The sequence below is a fragment of the Cyclobacterium sp. L-R genome (genome assembly GCF_056859355.1).
Genome location: NZ_JBSXOH010000021.1, coordinates 1 through 20,536 on the forward strand (window position 1 = coordinate 1; position 20,536 = coordinate 20,536).

Here is a 20,536-nt window from a genome sequence, read left to right on the forward strand (position 1 = left end):
TTTTTCTGAAAGATGAGACCAGTAAGAACTGTAACTCCAATCTTGTAAATCTATGTTTTACGGGATTTTGGTGAATGTAATTAATCAGGCTGTTTGGAGATTTTAGCATAGCACCGCTATGGTGAAATTGAAAACAGCAACAAAGTGGCTGATTTTGAAGCGATTTCAGCACGTTATAGATTGTCTATTGCATATTTCGGGTTTAAGTAATCCTTCACCCTTATTATAGCCAAGACAACTTACTTTGGTTAGCCTGTCACACTTACCAATAAAGCGGTGCAATGCGTAGGGTAATACATTGGGGCCAGACCATGCCTCCAAGTGGGTTTCACATCCTCAAACCAAAGCACTTCTAAACCTGGATGATTGTATTCAGCTGCGGGGGTAAATATAGACTTCGATTAGCAGGTTTAAATTTTCACAATTCCTCTTTAACCTTGGGGATAAATTAACCATTAAGTAAACCCCTCCAAACCAAAGGAGTTCAAAATAAAAAAAGAAAATGAAAACCGAACATAGTTTGGAGTAGAAGGTAAAACAATAATTAAAAATTTCTATAAATATTGGGTAAATAAAGTAATTTTCTTTTTATTATAAGATTGAAATTAGCAACTAAAGACTCCAAATAAACAATGGCAACCCAAAAAATCCAAATAAGGTTAATGAGCCTGTTTCTATGTCTATTATTAGGTGTTTCCTGCAAGGATAATACAAAAGAAACAACATTAATTAAGCCCTTTGATCAGTTATCAGAAGAGGAAAAAAGAAATCCTGAAAATGCCTTGTCTGGAATAAAAGTAAATGAAAAGTTACAGGCAACAGTCTTTGCTTCAGAGCCGACACTCACCAACCCTACAAATATTGACATAGACCATAAAGGCCGAGTATGGGTTTGCGAAGCATACAATTATAGACCAGATTTAACCGGGAATGAAACCAATCCAAAAGGAGATAGAATATTGATTTTAGAAGATAGTGACGGGGATGGTATAGCTGATAAAAGTACCGTTTTCTACCAATCTCCAGAATTAAATGCACCATTAGGGATTTGGGTAATGGGGAACCAGGCTATTGTCTCACAAAGCCCCTATGTATGGCTTCTCACTGATACAGACGGAGATGACAAAGCAGACACAAAAGAAGTGATTTTTAAGGGAATAGGAGGCGAGCAGCATGATCATGGTATGCATGCCTTTGTATTCGGGCCAGACGGGAAATTTTATTTTAATTTCGGTAATGCAGGAGGAACGATTACGGATAAAAATGGCCAAGTTTTAAAAGATAAATACGGTAAGTCAATCAATACTGAGAATTACAAGCAAGGACTTGTCTTCAGAAGTAACCCTGATTTTTCAGAAATAGAGGTTTTAGGGCAGAATTTCAGAAACAATTATGAAGTAGCAGTAGACTCATACGGCACCATGTGGCAATCAGACAATGACGATGATGGCAACAAGGGAGTGCGAATCAATTATGTAATGGAATATGGGAATTTTGGCTACAGAGATGAAATGACCAATGCAGGTTGGAGAGCTAACAGAACCAATTTAGAAAAAGAGATTCCCTTACAACACTGGCATTTAAATGATCCTGGAGTAGTTCCCAACCTTTTACAAACAGGAGCCGGTTCACCTACCGGAATGGTCGTGTATGAAGGGCGGGCTTTACCTGAAGTTTTTTGGGACCAGATGATACACACTGATGCAGGGCCAAATGTGGTAAGGGCCTATCCAGTCAAAAAGGATGGAGCAGGTTACAAAGCCTCAATTGAAAATATAATGGAAGGAAATAAGGACCAATGGTTTAGGCCTTCAGATGTTTGTGTTGCTCCAGATGGATCAATAATGGTATCTGATTGGTATGATCCAGGAGTAGGTGGTCATCAGGCAGGAGATTTGAACAGGGGGAGAATATTCCGAATCTCTAAGCAGGGGGAACCCTACAATAACCCTTCCTATGATCTCAATACGGTAAACGGGGCGATTGAAGCACTTTTGAACCCTAACCTATCTATGCGTTACCAAGGCTGGGTAAGCTTAAAAGATATAGGTAACGATGCGGTACCAGGCTTAGAAAAAGTATTTAATGAGAACAATAACCCTAGGTTTAAAGCTCGAGCCTTATGGTTGCTTTCTAAAATAGGAAATAATAATGTAGCCTATATTGAAAACGCCTTGAAAAGTGACAATCCAGATATTCGAATTACAGCATTTAGGGCTGCAAGACAATCGGGTATGGACCTTACTCCAATAATTCAGCAATTAGTTAGTGACAAAGATCCACAAGTAAGGAGAGAGGTTGCCATTGCATTAAGAAATTATAAATCGGATCAAGCTGCAGAGTTTTGGGCTACTTTAGCTTTACAACATGATGGAGAAGACAGATGGTACCTAGAAGCATTGGGAATAGGTGCATCAAACAATTGGGATCAATATTATTCCACGTGGTTAAAAAAAGCAGAAAAGGAAATAATCAACAGTAAAAAAGGACAGGATATCATATGGAGATCTAGGACTGGTAAAGCCATCCCTGAATTGGCTCAATTGGCTTCAGACACTAATAATCCAATAAAAGACCGGCTGAGGTATTTTAGGGCTTTTGATTTTAATCCAGATCAAAAAGAAAAATCGAAGGCCTTAGTAAAGATGCTTGAAGAAGAACAATTAAGTAAGGAAGGTCAGGGTAGCGACAAAGAATTAAAAAAGCTTGTTTTAACTCACCTTCCGGCATCTTACTTAAAAGAATCTACTTTGGCCCAAGAGGCATTAAAAAACGCATTGAATGAGACCTATGGAACTGAGGCTTATTTAGAGTTGGTTCAAAAATTTGACATCCCTACAGAGAATGCCCGTTTGTTGCAAATGGCAATAAAAGAATATGACAATAATTTAGGGAAAACTGCAGCTACCTTACTATTGGGACAAGGTGGAAAAAAAATAATCCTTAAGGAATTATACAGTGGTGACGAAAAAAGAATTTACCCAACCATAAATGCGTTAAAAGGAATTGGAAATAGTGAGTCAATTGCAATCATAGAAGAGATCACATTCAATTCTGGTTTGCCCATAATGGTAAGAAAAGAAGCAGCTTCGGCAATTGGTAGCAGTTACAGTGGTGAGGATCGAGTTTTAATTCTATTAAAAGAAAATGAAATCCCAAAAGACCTAATCGCATCGGCTGTTTCTGGTGTAAGCCGGGCCTGGAGGAAAAACATTAGGACCGAAGCAGCTAGTTATTTGGACAATACCAAGGACAATGACAATCCCCTTCCTTCAATGAGTAGCTTACTGGCCATGGAAGGGAATAAAGATAAGGGATTAGAGGTATTTAAAAACAACTGTGCAGTATGTCATCAGGCAGGGAATATAGGGATGGATTTCGGCCCTAAACTTACTGAGATAGGCAGCAAGCTATCCAAGGAAGCCCAATTTATTTCTATAATACATCCCGATGCAGGAATTAGTTTTGGCTATGAGGGTTATCTTATCAACATGAAAGATGGGAGTACTTTAGGTGGAATCATTACCAGTCAAACTGAAACCGATATTGATTTAAAACTACCTGGAGGAAGTACTGTATCCATAAAGACCAGTGATATGGCCTCAATGAAACAAATGGAAAATTCAATGATGCCAACAGGATTAGAACAGTCGATGAGCACACAGGAACTGGTTGACCTAGTGACCTTTCTAATGTCCCTGAAAAAAGACAGCTAATGATTAAAAGAAAAAAAAAATTGGACAAATTGTAAAGCTAAAAGCAAGATTTACTACTGTCTATTCTTAAAAAAGAAAATTAAATGAAAAACCTTAATCCAAGAAGAACCGCATTGAAAAAGATCGCAGGAACAGGCCTTGCAAGTATGCTCGTGCCTTCACTATCTCATCGATTATCCGCAGCAGAAGCCCAATTGCCTTTGGAATTAAAAGGCAATGTAAATCACTCTGTCTGTCGATGGTGTTACAATGACATAGAATTTGAAGACTTGTGCAAAGGAGCTGTGGAAATCGGCCTAAAATCAATAGAATTAGCGGGGCCTGAGGAATGGCCTATACTGTCAAAATATGGTCTCTATTGTGCAATGCCTTGGGGGGCAGGCTTAGGAATAGAAAAAGGATGGAATAATCCAGCGCTTCATGATGAATTAATTAAGAGTTACACAGAAGTAATTCCTAAGGTTGCTGCCGCAGGATACAAGCAAATCATATGCTTCTCAGGTAATAGAAATGGATTAAATGATGAAATTGGAATCACTAACTGCGCTCAAGGATTAAAGAAAATTATGCCTATTGCAGAAAAACATGGCGTTATAATGTGCATGGAACTTCTGAACAGTAAAGTGAATCATAAGGACTACCAGGCCGATCATACTGCTTGGGGTGTAGCATTATGTAAAGAAGTAGGTTCTGAAAACATGAAGTTATTGTATGACATCTATCACATGCAAATTATGGAAGGAGATGTCATAGCAACGATTAAAGAGTATCATCCTTATATTTCTCATTACCATACGGGAGGTGTTCCTGGTCGAAACGAAATAGACGAAACCCAGGAATTGTTTTATCCTGCCATTGTTAAAGCTATTTTAGACACTGGATATAAAGGATATATAGGTCAGGAATTTATCCCCAAAAGACCGGATAAACTGGCTTCTTTAAAACAAGGAGTTGAAATATGTGATGTTTAAACCATTTTTCAAGGTAAGGACAAAGTAGCCTAAATGGAAGGTCCCGGATAATTTGGGAGAAAGTTTAACTCGGATTATGTAATAGGATTTCTCCGCCCTGACAATGTCAGGGGTGAAGCCTGTCCCGTGTTTACGGGAAGTGTTGCAATCGCAAGAAAATCAGGCTGTTTGGATATTTTATTATAGCGGTGCTATGCTAAAAAAATATCCAAACAGCAACGAAGTGGTTGATTTTGAAGCGTTTTAAGCACGTAATAGATTGTCTATTGCATATTTCGGGTTTAAAAACAAAAAAGGCGTTGAAATCACAACGCCTTTTTTGTTTAATTGCTAAATAATTAGCTCAATTCATATTGATCTCATTATTTGAGAAAATATTTTTTGCAATTGAAGGTTTTCTTTTGCTTTGTTTTCTCTTTGTCCGACTGGTGTTTTTTCCTGAAATGGAAGGTGAATTTTTACAATTGGCTTTGACTTTCTTCAGGGTATTCCTGTCCATCCATATACCTAGGATAGTTGCTATAATAGCTAGGGTAGGAAGTAAAACATGATCACTCAAAGAGTAACCAAAAAAGACAATGGAAATAAAGCCTAATTTTACAAAAACCAACACCAAGGATACTTGGTCATGCTGTAAACCCATTCTAATCAAAAAGTGATGGACATGACTTTTATCTGGTTTGAGTGGCGACTTGCCATTCATGGTTCGTTTTATAAAGATCCTAACCGTATCATAAACAGGGACAATTAAAAATGCCAGACCTGCAGAAAAGGGTGCATTTAATTTTAATCCCTCCCAAGGAGCCATGAGCCCTGTTTTATCAACAAATAAGATTACTAAAACGGTAAGGCTAAATCCTACACTTAAGGATCCAGTGTCCCCCATAAAGATTTTAGCTGGATGCCAGTTAAATACTAAAAAGGCCAAAATCCCACCTACCAAAGTAAATGAAATTAAACTGTAAGAAATCATTCCTGCAGTATAAAACCAAAAACCAAGTATGCTTAAAGTCACCAGACTAAGCGTACCTGCTAATCCATCCGCACCATCAATTAAGTTAAAGGAATTGGTTAATGCTAAAATTGCAAAGAAAGTAACTGCAACACTTATAAGATAAGGGATTTCATAAATCCCCATAAAACCGTATAAACTTGATATTCTAATATCAGCCATCACGATAACGAAAAATGCAGGAATGGACTGTCCTACAAGTTTCTGAATGGCTGTTAGTTCAATAAGATCATCTCTCAAACCCACTGAGAACATAATCGCAAGACCAACTAAAAAATAGCGTGTTTCTACAATTTGATCGAAACTAAGCCATGCAAATAAGCCAACGAAAGTAGCAAAAACAATGGCAATCCCTCCCATTGAGGGAATACTTCCAGCATGTATCCTTCTTCCACCTGGTGACTCAGTAAATTTGATCTTCTTTAGGATCAAAATCAGCACAGGCGTCATTAAAAAACCAAAGAAAAAAGAAGTGACTGTTGCCAGAAAAATATTCATAAGAAAAGAATTTTAACAAAAATACACATTAGGACCTTATAATATTAAAATTTCACTAAAAATTTAATATAAACCTATAAAATATTAAACATTATAATAATTCCTATACCAATCTACAAATTGGCCAACACCATAACTTAATGGGGTATCCGGTTTATAACCAAGCTCTTGTTCAAGTGGTGAAGTATCTGCAAAGGTAGCCGGGACATCACCTGGTTGAAGTGGAAGCAATTCAAGTTTAGCTTCAAGTCCCAAACAATCCTCAATAACCTTTATAAAGTCCATTAATCGGATAGGATTAGAGTTGCCAATATTATAAATAGCATATGGGGCTTTAGATTTACTAACATCTCCAGTTTCTAAGGTCCAATTTGGATTTGGAATTGCAGGGTTATCCAACACGTTCAAAACCCCTTCTACTATATCCCCCACAAAGGTAAAATCTCTATGCATTTCTCCATAATTGAATACTTGAATAGGATTTCCTTCAAGTATAGCTTTTGTAAACAGAAATAGTGCCATATCTGGTCTACCCCAAGGTCCGTATACAGTAAAAAACCTTAATCCTGTTGTCGGAAGATCAAAAAGATGGCTATAAGTATGTGCCATTAACTCATTTGACTTCTTAGAAGCAGCATAAACAGAAACCGGATGATCCACATTTTGACTCGTAGAAAATGGCATTTCAGTATTCATTCCATATATAGAACTGGATGAGGCATATGTCAGGTGCTGAATATCATTGTACCGACAAGCTTCCAGTATATTACCAAAACCAACAATATTAGATTGAATATAAACATCTGGGTTTGTCAAAGAATACCTTACTCCTGCTTGAGCCGCTAGATTGACTACTTTATCAAATTTTTGGTCTTTAAATAGATTAAGAATACTTTCCTTATCTTCAAGATTTAATTGTAAGAAAGTGTAATTAGGATAATTTATACTTTTGATAGGCTGCCCATATTTTATATTATTTGGCTCTATACCTGTTACTCTCAATCGATCTTTTTTAAGGTTTACATCATAATAATCATTAATACTATCCAATCCAACCACTTCATCACCTCTATCCAAAAGCTTTTTTGCCAAATGCATGCCAATGAAACCTGCAGTTCCAGTAACTAATATTTTCATTTTAATTTTTTGTCGCTATTATAAAGAAAGGATGAATTTCATTTAATTCCACCCCATAAATACACCAAATGAATCCTCCCATGAAAGGACAACATGCTTTTGTTTTTTGGAAATGCAGAAGTGCTAAGTGGATCGCTTTGCCACTGATAATTTTTCCCATTTACCAATTGAAATTGGGAACCAACCAGAAAGTTATTCCATTGTCGGTCAGCTAATACGCCTAAAGTAAAATCAACCCAAGGAAGAGTCTTCTCATCCTGCCCAAAAGCTCTATAATAAAAGTCCTGGTGATTGGCTATTCTTTCCACCATAATCCCCAACTTGTTGAACCCCTCAACAACGGAAACTTCAAAAGTTTGACTATTACTACCTGTCCCTATACCAGAGCCTAAGGCTTTACCTCGATTAGTAAATCCTCTTACTTGATAATGTGTGGCCCAAGATGTTCTCCCTCCAAGTCCTAAATAGCGAATATATCTGTTTACAGACTCCTGTTGATGTAGAATTTCGCTACGGATTTGAAGATAGGTATTTTGTTTTGCCAAAGTGACAAGCTTTTGAAAACCCATTAGATAAGCTCGAGAATGCTCTGGATTAAGTATTGCATCCCTCCAGTTTAAAGCATGGTCTCTTCTACCATATTCTCCATAAATTTCAATTTTTGCTTTTTTGTTTACAAATCGCATAAATAACGTAGCCTGCTGGTCCCTAGCCTCACTATCAAAGGCCACTGAATTCCCGTCGTCAAAGAATTTTTCTTTTTGGAAGGCATCGAAGATCGGCATGTAATCACGAAACTGTGTACCTCTTTTATCATTGTATTGCTGAAATGTTCGAGAAAAGCCCAAAAACAACCCTGGCACCCACTTGGGCTGGTAATTGATCATTATCGCATTCAGATATCTCCAATCTTCATCCAATGGTAGGAAAAACCTCTCATTGAGTCCATCATTTTGCGAAGCAGCCATTCCAGAACTCTCTAAGCGCCCCACTATCAACTGACCTTCAAATTGACCTAAAAAGGTCTTTAATGGGCGGTGAGAATTTAACGTTAAATGAGGGAAGCTTTCAGCATTTCCTGAAAATGTCAAGGAGTTCCATTGACCTGGCCCCCACCATATGCTTCGTGTTGAAATCCCCGTTTCAAAACCTCCAAATTTGGCCGTAAGACTAGATTGTCCCCACCATAAACTATTGGAATTCCCTTTTGCCAGCAACTCTGGACGATCATTTCTATTCCAAAAATGGAACCTATCCACTAAAACTTCAATAGGAAAATCACTGCTAAATCCCTGATAGCTTTTATTTTGAGAATATACAAATTCTGGCTGTAATTGAAGATGTAAAATCCCTAAATATCCATATAGCCCAGCGCTTAGGTATTGTTCATACCCCCTTCCATTGTGCATGCCATATCCTCCGTAACCATAAGGCCTCTTGCTATTGTACTGTATTTTAGATTGTACAGGTAAAACCGAAAAACCATATACTTTTTGAGTATTTTCCTCTGGTTTTGCAAATAAAGCTTTAATAGAAAGGTCTGGCCTAAAGCCTTGTGGTTTTAAGGAATCTAAACTATTCGATAGCAATTGTTCTCTTCTGCCATACTCTTCCAAAACAGGCGTCCCAGGAGCCATGTTTTGAGGGAAAATGGCTATTGTACTCGAAAAAAAGAGCAGAATAATCAGCCACCATTGTAATTGGTCTTTCATTGTCATGTATTATTGCTGAATATACTAGTTTTCAAGTTTCCCTAAACAAAATGAAATGATTTCTCTGGTTTTATCAAAATCGTGTTTTTCAAATATCCTAAAATCAAAATGGCTGGCTTTTTGAATTGATTCAGGTAACAAAGTGAAATCTTTAACTGTAACCGCATATCCATTAGCCCCCATATATTTCGCTATGTCCAATTGATGATTATCTGTTCTTTCAGTATTTGGAACAATTATCACCTTCTTTCTGGATTCTAGTAATTTATAAATTGTACCTGCTCCAGCATGACAAATTACCAAATCACTTTCTTTATAATAAGTATTGATATCAGAACTAAAAGTAAAAAACGGGAAATTAACAGGTTCATATTTACCATCGGCTATTTGAAAAGTAAATTCAAAATCCAGACCTGCAAATGTTTCATCTAGATACTTTATTAGAGAGTCAAATCTAGTCGTTCCGACTGTTACCAATATTCTCATAATAATCCGGAGTAAATGGCCTTAGGGTAAAATTTTGCTAAAGATTTATTTTGTATATAAAATTTATCTGCTAACCTGTACATTGTTTTTCCCGCATAAGACTGGGTTTCAAAGCGCGACCAGGTTTCAATAAAAACTATCCTACAGTTTTTCATTTTAAACATTACCGAAAATGGGATAGCCAATCCAGGACCAGTTGAAATAATGGAAAGCACATTGTATTTTCTTTGAATCTTAAAAAAGCATGAAATAAAATTATAATATTTAAGTGGAATGCTCAACAGATTCATTATAGAAAAATACTTATTTCTAAAAGGAGGCTGTTCGTAAGTTTCAACAATAATAGGATGGTGAATAGAAGCTTCACTTTCTGAAACCCCGATAAACTTAACTTGTGTTCCTTCGTACTCCTTTTTAATTCTATCAAGCAATTTTTCCATTTGGGCCCTATGTCCCCCTGAGCCATAAATTAAGAGTATAACTTTAGGTTTCATTATTTACCTATTATTTTATAAAAAAACCTATTTTTAAAATACTTTATAGCCAATGGATCCTCAATTCTATTGATTTTATTTTTGGCTGACTCATTGTACCCTTTGATATACTGTCTTGCATCAGCTTTCTTTCCCGAAAAATACATTCTTGCAGCACCTGCCAACACATAAAGATATGGAACATGACGCATATAGGCTGATTTCCCATAATATTCATAGCCAAATTTTGCTCCGCGCTGTCTTAGACTAACTTCCAACTCAGGAAAGGATTCTACTTTCCATCCCATCATTATGGCTTTTGCTGCTGATACAGAATCCTGAGATACTGAAATTGTATAATCAGTTTGATCTAAACAAGCTCTACGCCACACCCTGAAACCACTGGGAGCAAAACTCTTGTTTACATAACTTGTTATAATTTCCGTGCCATAATCCTCTTTTTGTTTAGAGGCAGAAGCAATTCCAAGTTTTGGTTTGCTTTCAAATTTCTCCAAAAGTACTTGGTAGTAAACCTTCTCTGGGAATACATCACTATCAAGTATTCCAACAAATTCAAATTTAGAATCTTTCTCATGATCCAAAATTCTGTTCAATCCAAATTTAATAATCCTGCTATACTTTGGGCCTAGAGCATAAGATTTATCCTCATCCTCATAATCGACAAGTTTAATTTCAGTGTTTTCAAAATCAGAATTATACTTTTGAATCTCTTCTTTAAAAACATCCACCGTATCGTCTGTACTCCCGTCATTAATAAAAATCCACAGGTCTGGTCTTCTAGTTTGCCCAGCCATACTTTTTACCAAATTAGGTATATTTTTGGATTCATTTTTTGCTGGTGTTACTATAGCAAGTTTTCCTTTCATTTTATACGGACGCTTTAAATTCTATTTGTTTATCATCTTTATGCATAATTGCAATAATAGTTAATAACAACCACCAAAGGGTGTTTAATACTACAATATTACCAACAATCATTCCTAAATAAATCGCTGCCAAAGCAGCGTAAATGGCATAATAACGTGTTGAATTCAACTCAATTGCATTCTTCCTTAATCTATACAAACCATAATACATGCCATATACAAATAGAATAAACCCAAACAAACCAAACTCTAAAAGAATTCTCAAATAATCATTATGTGGCTCCCTTATACTACTTTCTAAAAAATAGGGACTTACTAATGAGGCATATTCTAAACCCATTCCAGTGTAAAGTCCATCTTTCTCTACAAGTTCGTCGTACATTAATTTCCAGGTAACAATCCTCCACACAAGAGAGCTACCTCCACCGGCTTGGTTTTCCGACAATCTTTCTGAAATAGCTGTAATATCGGTTAATTCTTTTACTCTTTTTTGCATTAAAAACCCGGCCCCAGCGATGAATAAAGGGAATAAAGCAATGGCAACTATCTTTTGCCAACGCCTAGCATAATGCGATAAAAATAGAAAAAGGACCAATAATAAACTGATAACCCCTCCCATTCCTCCTAAAAAAGCAGACAAAAGGAAAACAAAAAATGCAGGTAAGTACTTGTTGTAAACAATCAGTAAAATGGCAAAATAAGGGACTAGAAAATAACTAAAGTGATTTGAATTAATAAATGTCCCACTAGGTCTTTCAACACCCGAAAATGCAAATTGGAACACTGCTAAAACACTCTGTATTAGAACTATTATTGTATATAACCAAAATACTTGTTTAAAAGTAATCTTACTGTAATAGGCTAAAATAAATACTGCGAAATACGAGAAATAACGAATAACTCCTCGAGCGGTAAAAAATGGTTCACCATGTATATTAACAGCATTAATAAATGCATACCCAATTAATAGGAAAAACAAAGAAGAATAAAGGAGTAGGTATTTCGGCAACCTTAACCTAAAAATTAGTAATAAAAAGAAACAGCCTAGCAAAGCCAGACCTATAACTGCACCCAATCCTGATCTATCAACCATGACTCTCATAAAGAGTAGAGCCATTATTAACACAGAAAAAAAATCCCATTTCTGGATTTCTTTAAATTGAATACTATTAGGTATGGATAATTTCAATCAGTTTGATTTAATCGTACTTGCCTTTACTTATTAATCGATATAGCTGCTTGGTTACACTTGAAGGTAAAATAGACCAAAATGTAATTACTAAGCCCTTTTTAGTTAAGTGCTTCCACTTTACTTTACCCCACAAAGAATCAGGATTTTTTCCCACTCTTAAAGTTTGTAGCCACCTGCTCACCACCCTGGCATTTAAAAACTTATACAACAAACTGCTGACTTGATCGTCAATAGTTAAAGAGGCCAATTTTTGAACAGTAGTTGACTCGCAACCCAATTCAAACCCTTCTACCTTAGTTACCATATTTACAGAGTCTCTATGATAAACAACGGTTAATTCAGGGGACCAAATGGCCAACTCTCCATAAAAGATGGCCCTCAACCAAGTATCTACATCGCCACCTCTTTTACATCTTCCCTCAGGAAAACCTCCTATTTCTTTAAGCAACTCAGTACGGAAACCGACAGCACCTGTCCAAAATGGTGGTGCTCCATCTATACTGTTTTTCAAAAATTTCTTGAGGTCTATTTCATGTATTCCTTTAGAATGATGTCTTTTATTATAGGTGTTAGGAAAAAATCTTCCTTCCTTGTTTTCTTCAAAATTGTCGGTCCAAGAGGTGGAAAGGATTTTAGCTTCAGGTTGAAAATTAATTAATTCCAAAAAAGTTATTAAATGATGGTCCATCCACTCATCATCGGCATCTAGAAACGCCACCCAATCGTATTTAGCTTTAGCTATGCCTAAGTTTCTGGCAGCATAACCACCAGGCCCAGGCTGCTTTCTCTGAAATACCTGTATTCTTTTATCAGTATATGACTTCGCTTTTTCAAAGCTTCCATCAGAAGACCCATCATCTACCAGAATGAGTTCCCATTCCCCAAATTTTTGATTCAATACCGAGTTTATGGATCGGTCTAAATGTGGAAACTTATTGTAAATAGGTATAATTATGCTAAACATGTGAAAAATGAATTGTTAGCATCCTTAAAATTAAAAGTCCAAAGAAGAACAAAATCCCTAAAATCCCGCCTAATACAAGAAAGACAATTCCCAATAATAAAAACTTTGGTTCACTAGGATTGGTAGGCAATTGAGGCTTCTGGAAAACAGTCATTAAAGGAGTCGCATTTTGCACTTTAATCCTTGACTGTTCCATTTGCTGTGCCAATGAATTATAAACACTAAACTCTAAATTAAAATCAGCCAGAAGTCTGTCTTCTTCCGTCTTTAATAGTTGGGAATTTATCCCTCTGTTTCCGTCTCTGAAGTTCGCTAATTTTTTCTGCGTTTGCTCTACTCTTTTCTTAGCCTCTTTAGTCCTTTCTTCTATAAACTCAAAATTCTTAAGGTCCTTATCCAATATTATTTTGGTCAAATATTCTTTTAGGAAACGGCTTAAAATTTCATTTAGCTGTGCACTTGCTAATGGTTCTGGCATTTTTGTTTTAATCAATAATAGCCGATCTTCCTTTTCTACTTCAATTCTTTTTCTTAGTTGTGCAATTGTTTTTCTTTCTCTTGCATCAAATGCCAATATGGCTTCATCTTCATGAGAAATAGACGTGTCATTTTTTTCTGTTTCTACATTTGTATTGGGTAAAAACATAGATTTCACTTTACTAGGCAACCTTACTAAATGGTAGTAAAAATTATATTTTTCATATTCGTTGACAAATTCCACAAGAGAAACACTATCACTTGCTTCTTTTAAATAAACTTTTTCATAAAGTAATTTCTCTAAGAAATCACTTTCTAAAACAAGCTCTGGAATCAAATCTGGAGGTAAGGCCTCAGTATTTTGATTTCCTATACCTAGATTCCCTAAGCCAGTAATGGATGCCAAGCCACCAAGGGCTTTTGAATTTAATCCGCTAGACTGCTCCATCAATAATTTGGAAGAAGTAGTGAACTCTTCAGAAGATGTCAGAAGATAAACCAACCCTAAGGAGAAAACTGTCACTGCAACAATGACAATCCATTTTTTAAAGACAATAATTAAATTAATTAAGTCCTTAATTAATATTTCTTGTTCTTGGAGCGATTTTTTAATAAATCGGTCCATATGGGAAATTCGTTTATTCATTAGACGCAACTTTAATTGGTTTTGGCTTTTCTATCTGCCCACTTCAATTTTATTAAATATTTTACTCCTACTAATTCCACATACCATCTAATCATCAGTACCCGAAAATAGTCTGAAATAGACTCAAACCGGATATAGTTTATCCTGAAAATGGGTGGCAATACCCTTTTAAATAGGGTCAATATTTGCTTTCCAAAATTTAGCGAAGAATACGTCTCTTTATAATATCCTAAAATTGTTCGCTGCTTTTTGTTGGCAATCATAATAATTGATTCTCTGGAAGGATGGTTTATAGTTGCCAATTCAGCATAAGCTATTTCTTCACCCAAAGCACTTAATTTAAGATTCCAGAAAAAATCACCTCCGGACATTAAACTTTCATCGAAATAACCATATTTATCAAAAAGAAATTTCTTAGAGAAGAAATTACCTGTTACTGACTTTTTAAATACCTTAACATTCCTCTCTTGCTGAAAGGCAAGGTATTTTTCGTAAACGAATGCGTATCGGCTTCCATTTTTAGGTTTAAATAATTCTATCTTCCCTCCAAGCCTAGAAACCCCCGATTTTTCTAACTCCCCTACCCCTTCTAAAAGCCAATCCTTATCTGGTATACAATCTGAATCTGTAAATGCAAGAATTTCACCCTTGGCTTTCCTAATACCTGAATTTCTTGCTGCATAGGAGCCTGGTTTTTTTTCTTCAATAACTCTCCATCCATTGATTGACAGCCAATTTGGTACAGAATCTGAAGGGTCATTATTAATTACAATGACCTCAAATTTTTCAGAAGGAAAGCTTTGTCTTTCTAGTGCTTTCAAACATAGTTCTAGTCTATCCCAATCCCTATAAGTTGGAATAATAACTGAAACTTTTATTGTAAGTTTTTTTTCACTATCCATTAAACTTCCTCTTCATACATTGTATATTGTAATAAATTCCAAATGGGACAAAGAGGTGTTAACAAAATTTCACAATACTATTTCAAACGATTCCCAAACCTCTTCATCTTAAACATCCTCTCAATCTTAAACCTTCCTGGCTAACTTTTAAATGGGAATCTCAAGATATTAAAATCAAAAATTCATTTCAGGCTCTTTCTTTATCCCATTTTGATTGGGTTTGATGGCTTAATCAAGTTTCATCATCTATTATTAATACCTTGATTTTTCGGTAATTTTTAACAAGACATTGTGTTAAACCCGAAATATGCAATAGACATTCTATTACGTGCTGAAATCGCTTTAAAATCAGCTACTTCGTTGCTGTTTTCAATTTCACCATAGCGGTGCTATGCTAAAATCTCTAAACAGTCTGATTTTCTTTCGATTGCAACACTCATTACGAATCCTATTACATAATTCGGGTTAAACTATTACTGTAGATAGATAAAATTTTAAAGATGAATTATTCGAATCGAATCGATAATTATTCCTATATATAGTACAGTTTTCAATTTTAACCTCAAAAAAAGCAATACATCTCCCCCTAAATTGACAATAAACTATTGGCTCTCTGGATACCATTGCTTAATTTCTAATGAAATGTCCACCTTACAATTTTCTATATGGGAATTTAATTTGGTTTTAGTGTTTTCGTAAATCTTTTTATGCCCACCTTTCACCTTATTTGTTTGAATATTTTTAAGTATAATCTTTTCACTTAATTCTAAAAAGGATCTCACTTTAATAAGGTTAGCATCTAACTCTTCCAACCGAACAAATAGTTTTCTGCCTTCAGGAAGTCTCGTGAAAAATTGGTTGATTTTCCCATTCCATATTTTCCAATAAAGAATATTTCTATCAAAAATGGATAGCTCTTTAAAACCATCCGAAGTAATATCCTTCCCATGGACAAGGAAGTTTCGCAATCCCTCAGAATGATATTTTGGATTTATTATCGCTCGGCCTTTGGAATTAAAGTGAATTTCATCACCATCGGAGAACCAACCTCTTGAACTCGAAGAAAGTGAAAAACTATATGGATTCCTTATCAGCCAAATGTACTTGGCTTTAGGAAATACTTCATCTAAAATATCTAGTATTCCTACTAACTTCTGATCCGACTCTACATAAATTGTCCCTGGCTTTATTATAGACAAACCCTTATAAACTTCTATTAATTGCTCTTTGACCTCTTTTCTAGTTACCTTTCCACAAAGAAATCGAGCTGTTAATGTTTTTAAAAAAAAGTAAATTGGTTCATGAAATGCTGACACTTCTTCTACATTTTCCAAAATACTGGCTAGGGATTTAGACCCAGCCCGTCCTGTAGAAAGAACGAACACTAAGCCCATTCTGGAATCTGATTGGGAAATAGGATTTAATCTGAAGTTCTTCTTTAGAGATTCTTCTATAGTTTTACCATTTAATCCACCAACTTGATTTTTATTTAGTTTTTTACGAAACTCCTCAGAATTCCGCTTACCTATTGCTCTTTGTCCTGATGAAACAACAATCTCATAGGGCTCCACGTTTTCACTTATCGTAGCTCCCATGCCCAATATTGCCCCCTCTCCTATGGTTACACCAGAATTTATAGAAACATTCATACCTATCCATACACCTTCTTTTATAACTACGGGTTGGCCTATAAACGTATGGTCAAAGGGCAACAATTGACCCTCAAAATTACGATTTGTACTATAAATAGAAACCCTCCGTGAAATATGTGTATGATCCCCTATGGAAACCCCAGCTCTAGCGTCTATATAAAGTTCACTTCCCAAATTAACATTATTACCAAGAGTTAAACCTCTTGGACAATTGACCTTAATCTTACCATCAATATTTACACCCGTACCAATTACTAGAATTTCTCTTCTTAATCGCTCAGCATAAAACCAATTGGTGATGGTCTTATATTTAAAATAAAAGAACAAGCATATCCTATAGTATACTTTATCCAGTACCTTTTTCATTTATCACACTGATTTGTTCTGAATTATCCTAACTATTAAAATCAGAATATGTTAAACGATAAAGTTACTTAGCCTGAACCTAAAATAAACCATTATATTGATAATAATTGCCTCACTTCCTTTAGATCAAAATAATTAGAACAGAGAATAGTTTAGATTTATTTTAATCAAATGAATCCAAACTAAATCTTACAGTTCACTATGGCATTAAAATTTTATTTTTTAGGAAAAACTAACCCTTAAAATACTTAGTATTAATTAATTAGATATTCTATCTATTAAAATACCTAAAGTAGCAAGACTTGAGGCTATCCCTATCCAAGCCTGTACTGACATTGGTTCACGTTTTGGTTTTTGTGGCACGATGATCTCTGCTCCAGGTTCAATTTTCGGGAAAAAATTAAAAAACAAAAACCTATTTGTTCTGTGCACATCCCCGTTTGCATAAACAACGTAGGACCTGGATTTTCGAGCTTGTTCTGTAAATCCACCAGATCTTGAAATGTAATTTCTAAAGCCTCTTGACACATCATACCTCGCTGTAGTAGGATATAGGACTTCCCCCCTCATCCTCACAGTTTGTAACTCCTTAGGGATGCTGATAATATCTCCCTCTTGCAATATTAAATCATATTTAGAACCAGGTTGTGATAGAATTTTACCTAGATCAATCCCAATTAATTCTTTATCTCTTGTTGCAACCTCCATTACAGTGCTGTCTTCCTCACCTAAAAATTGATATTTATCTTCAGAAAAGCTGTCGGTCTTATTATTATCTTTACTATTCTTTAATTCCTCATTCCTAAGTAGGTCCATTCTATCATCAATCCTATCTAAAAGTTTTCCTTCTGCTTCGGCATTTTCAATATCCCCCTCACGAACAGTATTTCTATGCAAGGACTCCAATTGTTCAAGCTTAATATTTTCTTCAGATTTGGTCTTAAAAAACTCTGTTCTTCTAATGAGGGTTGCCCCTTTAGGGTAAGCATAGTCATTTAGACCTCCTGCTCTTCTAAGCACATCAGAAATTCTCTCATCTCTTTTCTCAAGTGTAAAGCCTCCAGGATAAAAAACTTCCCCTTCCACATAAACTATTTTCTCTGGCTGAAAACCTGGACTCTTCCTAACAAAAACATGGTCAAATGGTGCTAAAATGACTTTCTTTTCTTCCTCACTTATCCTCAGGTTTCCATCAATTGAAATTGTTAGTATTTCAGCAATCTCACCACCAACCTCATCTTTTACTCTCCTAGCAATTTCTATATTTGCATTAGAGGCAGATTCTTTGAAACCTCTGGCCTTGGTTATCAAATCTGCTACTGTCATGTTTTTAGCAAACTGAAACACTCCCGTTCTGTTTACTTCACCAGAAATCTGAACATAGTACTCCTCTTTAAGGTCGTATTTGCTAGGTATGTTTAGAATATCTTCACGTTTTAGAACAACATCCTCTGCTTGACCTGAAAGAATTGCTCCTAAGTCAAGAGTAAGTACTTCCATTGTGAAATCAGGATTGGTTCTATATAAGGTAGCTCTTTCTGAAAAGGCGTCTCCACGTATCCCCCCTGCAATTTCTACTAACCCTTGAACCGTCATACCATCAGAAATAGCAAATTCCCCGGGTCTAAAGACAGCACCTGTAACTTGAGCACGGTTATTGTATCGTTCAAGAACTCCTCCTACAACATACAAATCCCCATCTTTAATAGCAAAGGTTTCAAAATCATCTTTATAAACATTATCTACTCTTAATTCCTTTTCTGTCTTTCTTTTTACAATTAGGAGTTCTTTGTATGCCTCACTTTTAAAACCTCCAGCAAAAGTCACAAGATCTAAAATACTCTCATCGCTTTTCATTTCAAACAAGCCTGGCCGACGAACAGGACCTTCCAATTCTACCCGAGTTTGAACAGGTGGTACAATTATCACATCATTGTCCTGTAAAATAATATTTCCATTTTCATTTCCTCTTACCAAAAACTCATAAACGTCTACCTGCCCAACCAATTTACTTTTTCGGTATACTTGAATATTTCTAAACGAGCCTGTTTCATTAGGCCCTCCTGCTTGGTAAAGAGCATTGAATACATTTGCAAAAGAGGGTAAAGTGTATGTACCTGGATGATTCAGTTCTCCGGCCATGGTTACCTGAATACTGCGGATATTCCCAACTCTCAATTGTAAAAAGGTATTGGGATTTGGTCCATTTAATCCAGAATAAATTTTACTTAATGCAGCCCTTACTCTTGTTCTTGCACTTTCAACCGAAGAACCACCTATATTAACTGGACCTACATTCGGCACCAGAACTTTTCCTTCAGGTGAAATCGTCATATCAAAAGCTGCTTGGGAAGCGCCATACACATCCACCAACACTTGGTCTCCAGTCCCCAATATGTAACTCTCAGGGGTAGGGAGATTTAAATTCGGGTTAAAGTTTAACTCCCTATTATGGAACAATGTGTATCCATATATTTTCTTTTGGTGGGGACTAAGATTGTAATAGGGATCTGACTTTCTTAAGCTATCAAAAACAGTTGGTCGGTTAACTGTTCCAACTACTTCCCTTTGATTACTTCTAACTGTACTAGTTTTAGCAGCCCCATCTCTATTACCTGATTTTAAAGCTTCAATACGTTGTCTTAACTTACTGATTTCAGAAGCAGGCATTCCCTTTTCTATTGCCAATGCTTCAAGCTGAACCTCATTCATTCCCGATGACTCTGCCCGCTTAATAAGTTGCTCGATCTGAGCATCAGACAGCTCATCTACCTTTAGGTTTTGAATATTTTGAATAGATTGGCTAAATCCAATCGAACCAATAAAAAAACAAAACAATACTGGTGCTATTTTTAAATTTTGGATGAGTTTTCTAATCATCTTGAAGAATCTTTTTATTTAAAAATAAGGTAAAGAAACACTATATAAATTCAGGTATTTAATACCAAAAATCTACAGCTTCGCCACCTCAGTTACATTTAGTAATGAGCAATTAATGACACTGCCAGGTTAAGCGAATACTAAGACAGATTTAAATTGTTCCACAAAAGTAAGCAATACCTATGGAATTAACATAACAAGGATTTTTTAAATCCATAGGTGTTATACTTGAATAACAACGGTCTCTTTAACCAGGAGTGTATTAGGAATGAATAATTATCATGGGTGAAATAGGAATACTATTTTGAAGTATGAAATCAAAAGATACTTATCAAAGAAGTCTAAAAGCAGCTCTTAATTTTGGTTTGTTTTAACCCGAAATATGCAAGAGACAATCTATTACGTGCTGAAATCGCTTCAAAATCAGCCACTTCGTTGCTGTTTTTAATTTCACCATAGCGGGGCTATGCTAAAAAATCCAAACAACCTGATTTTCTTGCGATTGCAACACTTCCCGTAAACACGGGACAGGCTTCACCCCTGACATTGTCAGGGCGGAGAAATC

General features: G+C 35.8%; 14 protein-coding genes. 2 read left to right on the forward strand and 12 right to left on the reverse strand.

Going from position 1 to position 20,536, the window contains the following annotated elements; translation table 11 throughout:
- Positions 1-632 precede the first annotated feature (632 nt).
- Complete coding sequence (locus AC13EX_RS01215) at positions 633-3,716, forward strand: PVC-type heme-binding CxxCH protein (protein ID WP_482891222.1); 3,084 nt, start codon at positions 633-635, stop codon at positions 3,714-3,716.
- Positions 3,717-3,799: 83 nt separating this feature from the next.
- Entirely contained in the window at positions 3,800-4,687 is an 888-nt protein-coding gene (locus tag AC13EX_RS01220; protein ID WP_048640535.1) for a hydroxypyruvate isomerase family protein, read from the forward strand.
- A 343-nt stretch (positions 4,688-5,030) separates the two neighbouring features.
- Here the strand turns inward: AC13EX_RS01220 and AC13EX_RS01225 are convergent, their stop codons facing one another.
- The 12 genes from AC13EX_RS01225 to AC13EX_RS01280 form a co-directional block, all read right to left on the reverse strand.
- A complete protein-coding gene (locus tag AC13EX_RS01225) occupies positions 5,031-6,197 on the reverse strand; it encodes a glycosyltransferase family 4 protein (RefSeq protein ID WP_048640536.1) in 1,167 nt (388 codons plus the stop codon).
- An 84-nt stretch (positions 6,198-6,281) separates the two neighbouring features.
- A complete protein-coding gene (locus AC13EX_RS01230; protein WP_048640537.1) occupies positions 6,282-7,334 on the reverse strand; it encodes an NAD-dependent epimerase in 1,053 nt (350 codons plus the stop codon).
- Between the two features lie 38 nt (positions 7,335-7,372).
- Positions 7,373-9,046, reverse strand: a complete 1,674-nt coding sequence (locus AC13EX_RS01235) for a capsule assembly Wzi family protein (RefSeq protein WP_482891223.1) — start codon at positions 9,044-9,046, stop codon at positions 7,373-7,375.
- A gap of 24 nt (positions 9,047-9,070) precedes the next feature.
- Positions 9,071-9,532: a PssE/Cps14G family polysaccharide biosynthesis glycosyltransferase gene (gene pssE, locus AC13EX_RS01240; RefSeq protein ID WP_482891224.1), complete on the reverse strand. Its 462-nt coding sequence runs from the start codon at positions 9,530-9,532 to the stop codon at positions 9,071-9,073.
- Positions 9,529-10,026 (reverse strand): PssD/Cps14F family polysaccharide biosynthesis glycosyltransferase, encoded by a 498-nt coding sequence (gene pssD / locus AC13EX_RS01245; protein WP_482891225.1) that lies wholly within the window; start codon positions 10,024-10,026, stop codon positions 9,529-9,531. The genes pssE and pssD overlap by 4 nt, the downstream gene beginning before the upstream one ends.
- Positions 10,026-10,892, reverse strand: coding sequence for a glycosyltransferase family 2 protein (locus AC13EX_RS01250; RefSeq protein WP_482891226.1), 867 nt, complete (start codon positions 10,890-10,892; stop codon positions 10,026-10,028). Before AC13EX_RS01250 ends, pssD begins: the two co-directional genes overlap by 1 nt.
- A gap of 1 nt (position 10,893) precedes the next feature.
- Positions 10,894-11,871: an O-antigen ligase family protein gene (locus AC13EX_RS01255; RefSeq protein WP_482891227.1), complete on the reverse strand. Its 978-nt coding sequence runs from the start codon at positions 11,869-11,871 to the stop codon at positions 10,894-10,896.
- A gap of 220 nt (positions 11,872-12,091) precedes the next feature.
- A complete protein-coding gene (locus AC13EX_RS01260) occupies positions 12,092-13,048 on the reverse strand; it encodes a glycosyltransferase family 2 protein (RefSeq protein WP_482891228.1) in 957 nt (318 codons plus the stop codon).
- The gene (locus AC13EX_RS01265) at positions 13,041-14,171 is read right to left on the reverse strand and encodes a hypothetical protein (protein ID WP_482891229.1); all 1,131 of its coding nucleotides are present in this window, start codon (positions 14,169-14,171) and stop codon (positions 13,041-13,043) included. Before AC13EX_RS01265 ends, AC13EX_RS01260 begins: the two co-directional genes overlap by 8 nt.
- A gap of 11 nt (positions 14,172-14,182) precedes the next feature.
- On the reverse strand, positions 14,183-15,073 hold the full coding sequence (locus tag AC13EX_RS01270) for a glycosyltransferase family 2 protein (RefSeq protein ID WP_482891230.1): 891 nt from the start codon (positions 15,071-15,073) through the stop codon (positions 14,183-14,185).
- A gap of 602 nt (positions 15,074-15,675) precedes the next feature.
- Positions 15,676-17,091 (reverse strand): acyltransferase, encoded by a 1,416-nt coding sequence (locus AC13EX_RS01275; protein ID WP_482891231.1) that lies wholly within the window; start codon positions 17,089-17,091, stop codon positions 15,676-15,678.
- 258 nt (positions 17,092-17,349) lie between these two features.
- Positions 17,350-19,971: an SLBB domain-containing protein gene (locus AC13EX_RS01280; protein ID WP_482891232.1), complete on the reverse strand. Its 2,622-nt coding sequence runs from the start codon at positions 19,969-19,971 to the stop codon at positions 17,350-17,352.
- Positions 19,972-20,536 lie beyond the last annotated feature (565 nt).

Excerpts from the sequence above, each read along its gene's own strand:
- AC13EX_RS01230 (WP_048640537.1), bottom strand. The coding sequence starts at position 7,334 with ATGAAAATATTAGTTACTGGAACTGCAGGTTTCATTGGCATGCATTTG.
- AC13EX_RS01280 (WP_482891232.1), bottom strand. The coding sequence starts at position 19,971 with ATGATTAGAAAACTCATCCAAAATTTAAAAATAGCACCAGTATTGTTT.
- AC13EX_RS01265 (WP_482891229.1), bottom strand. The coding sequence starts at position 14,171 with ATGAATAAACGAATTTCCCATATGGACCGATTTATTAAAAAATCGCTC.
- pssD (WP_482891225.1), bottom strand. The coding sequence starts at position 10,026 with ATGAAACCTAAAGTTATACTCTTAATTTATGGCTCAGGGGGACATAGG.
- AC13EX_RS01270 (WP_482891230.1), bottom strand. The coding sequence starts at position 15,073 with ATGGATAGTGAAAAAAAACTTACAATAAAAGTTTCAGTTATTATTCCA.
- pssE (WP_482891224.1), bottom strand. The coding sequence starts at position 9,532 with ATGAGAATATTGGTAACAGTCGGAACGACTAGATTTGACTCTCTAATA.
- AC13EX_RS01260 (WP_482891228.1), bottom strand. The coding sequence starts at position 13,048 with ATGTTTAGCATAATTATACCTATTTACAATAAGTTTCCACATTTAGAC.
- AC13EX_RS01215 (WP_482891222.1), top strand. The coding sequence starts at position 633 with ATGGCAACCCAAAAAATCCAAATAAGGTTAATGAGCCTGTTTCTATGT.
- AC13EX_RS01220 (WP_048640535.1), top strand. The coding sequence starts at position 3,800 with ATGAAAAACCTTAATCCAAGAAGAACCGCATTGAAAAAGATCGCAGGA.
- AC13EX_RS01235 (WP_482891223.1), bottom strand. The coding sequence starts at position 9,046 with ATGAAAGACCAATTACAATGGTGGCTGATTATTCTGCTCTTTTTTTCG.
- AC13EX_RS01250 (WP_482891226.1), bottom strand. The coding sequence starts at position 10,892 with ATGAAAGGAAAACTTGCTATAGTAACACCAGCAAAAAATGAATCCAAA.
- AC13EX_RS01275 (WP_482891231.1), bottom strand. The coding sequence starts at position 17,091 with ATGAAAAAGGTACTGGATAAAGTATACTATAGGATATGCTTGTTCTTT.
- AC13EX_RS01225 (WP_048640536.1), bottom strand. The coding sequence starts at position 6,197 with ATGAATATTTTTCTGGCAACAGTCACTTCTTTTTTCTTTGGTTTTTTA.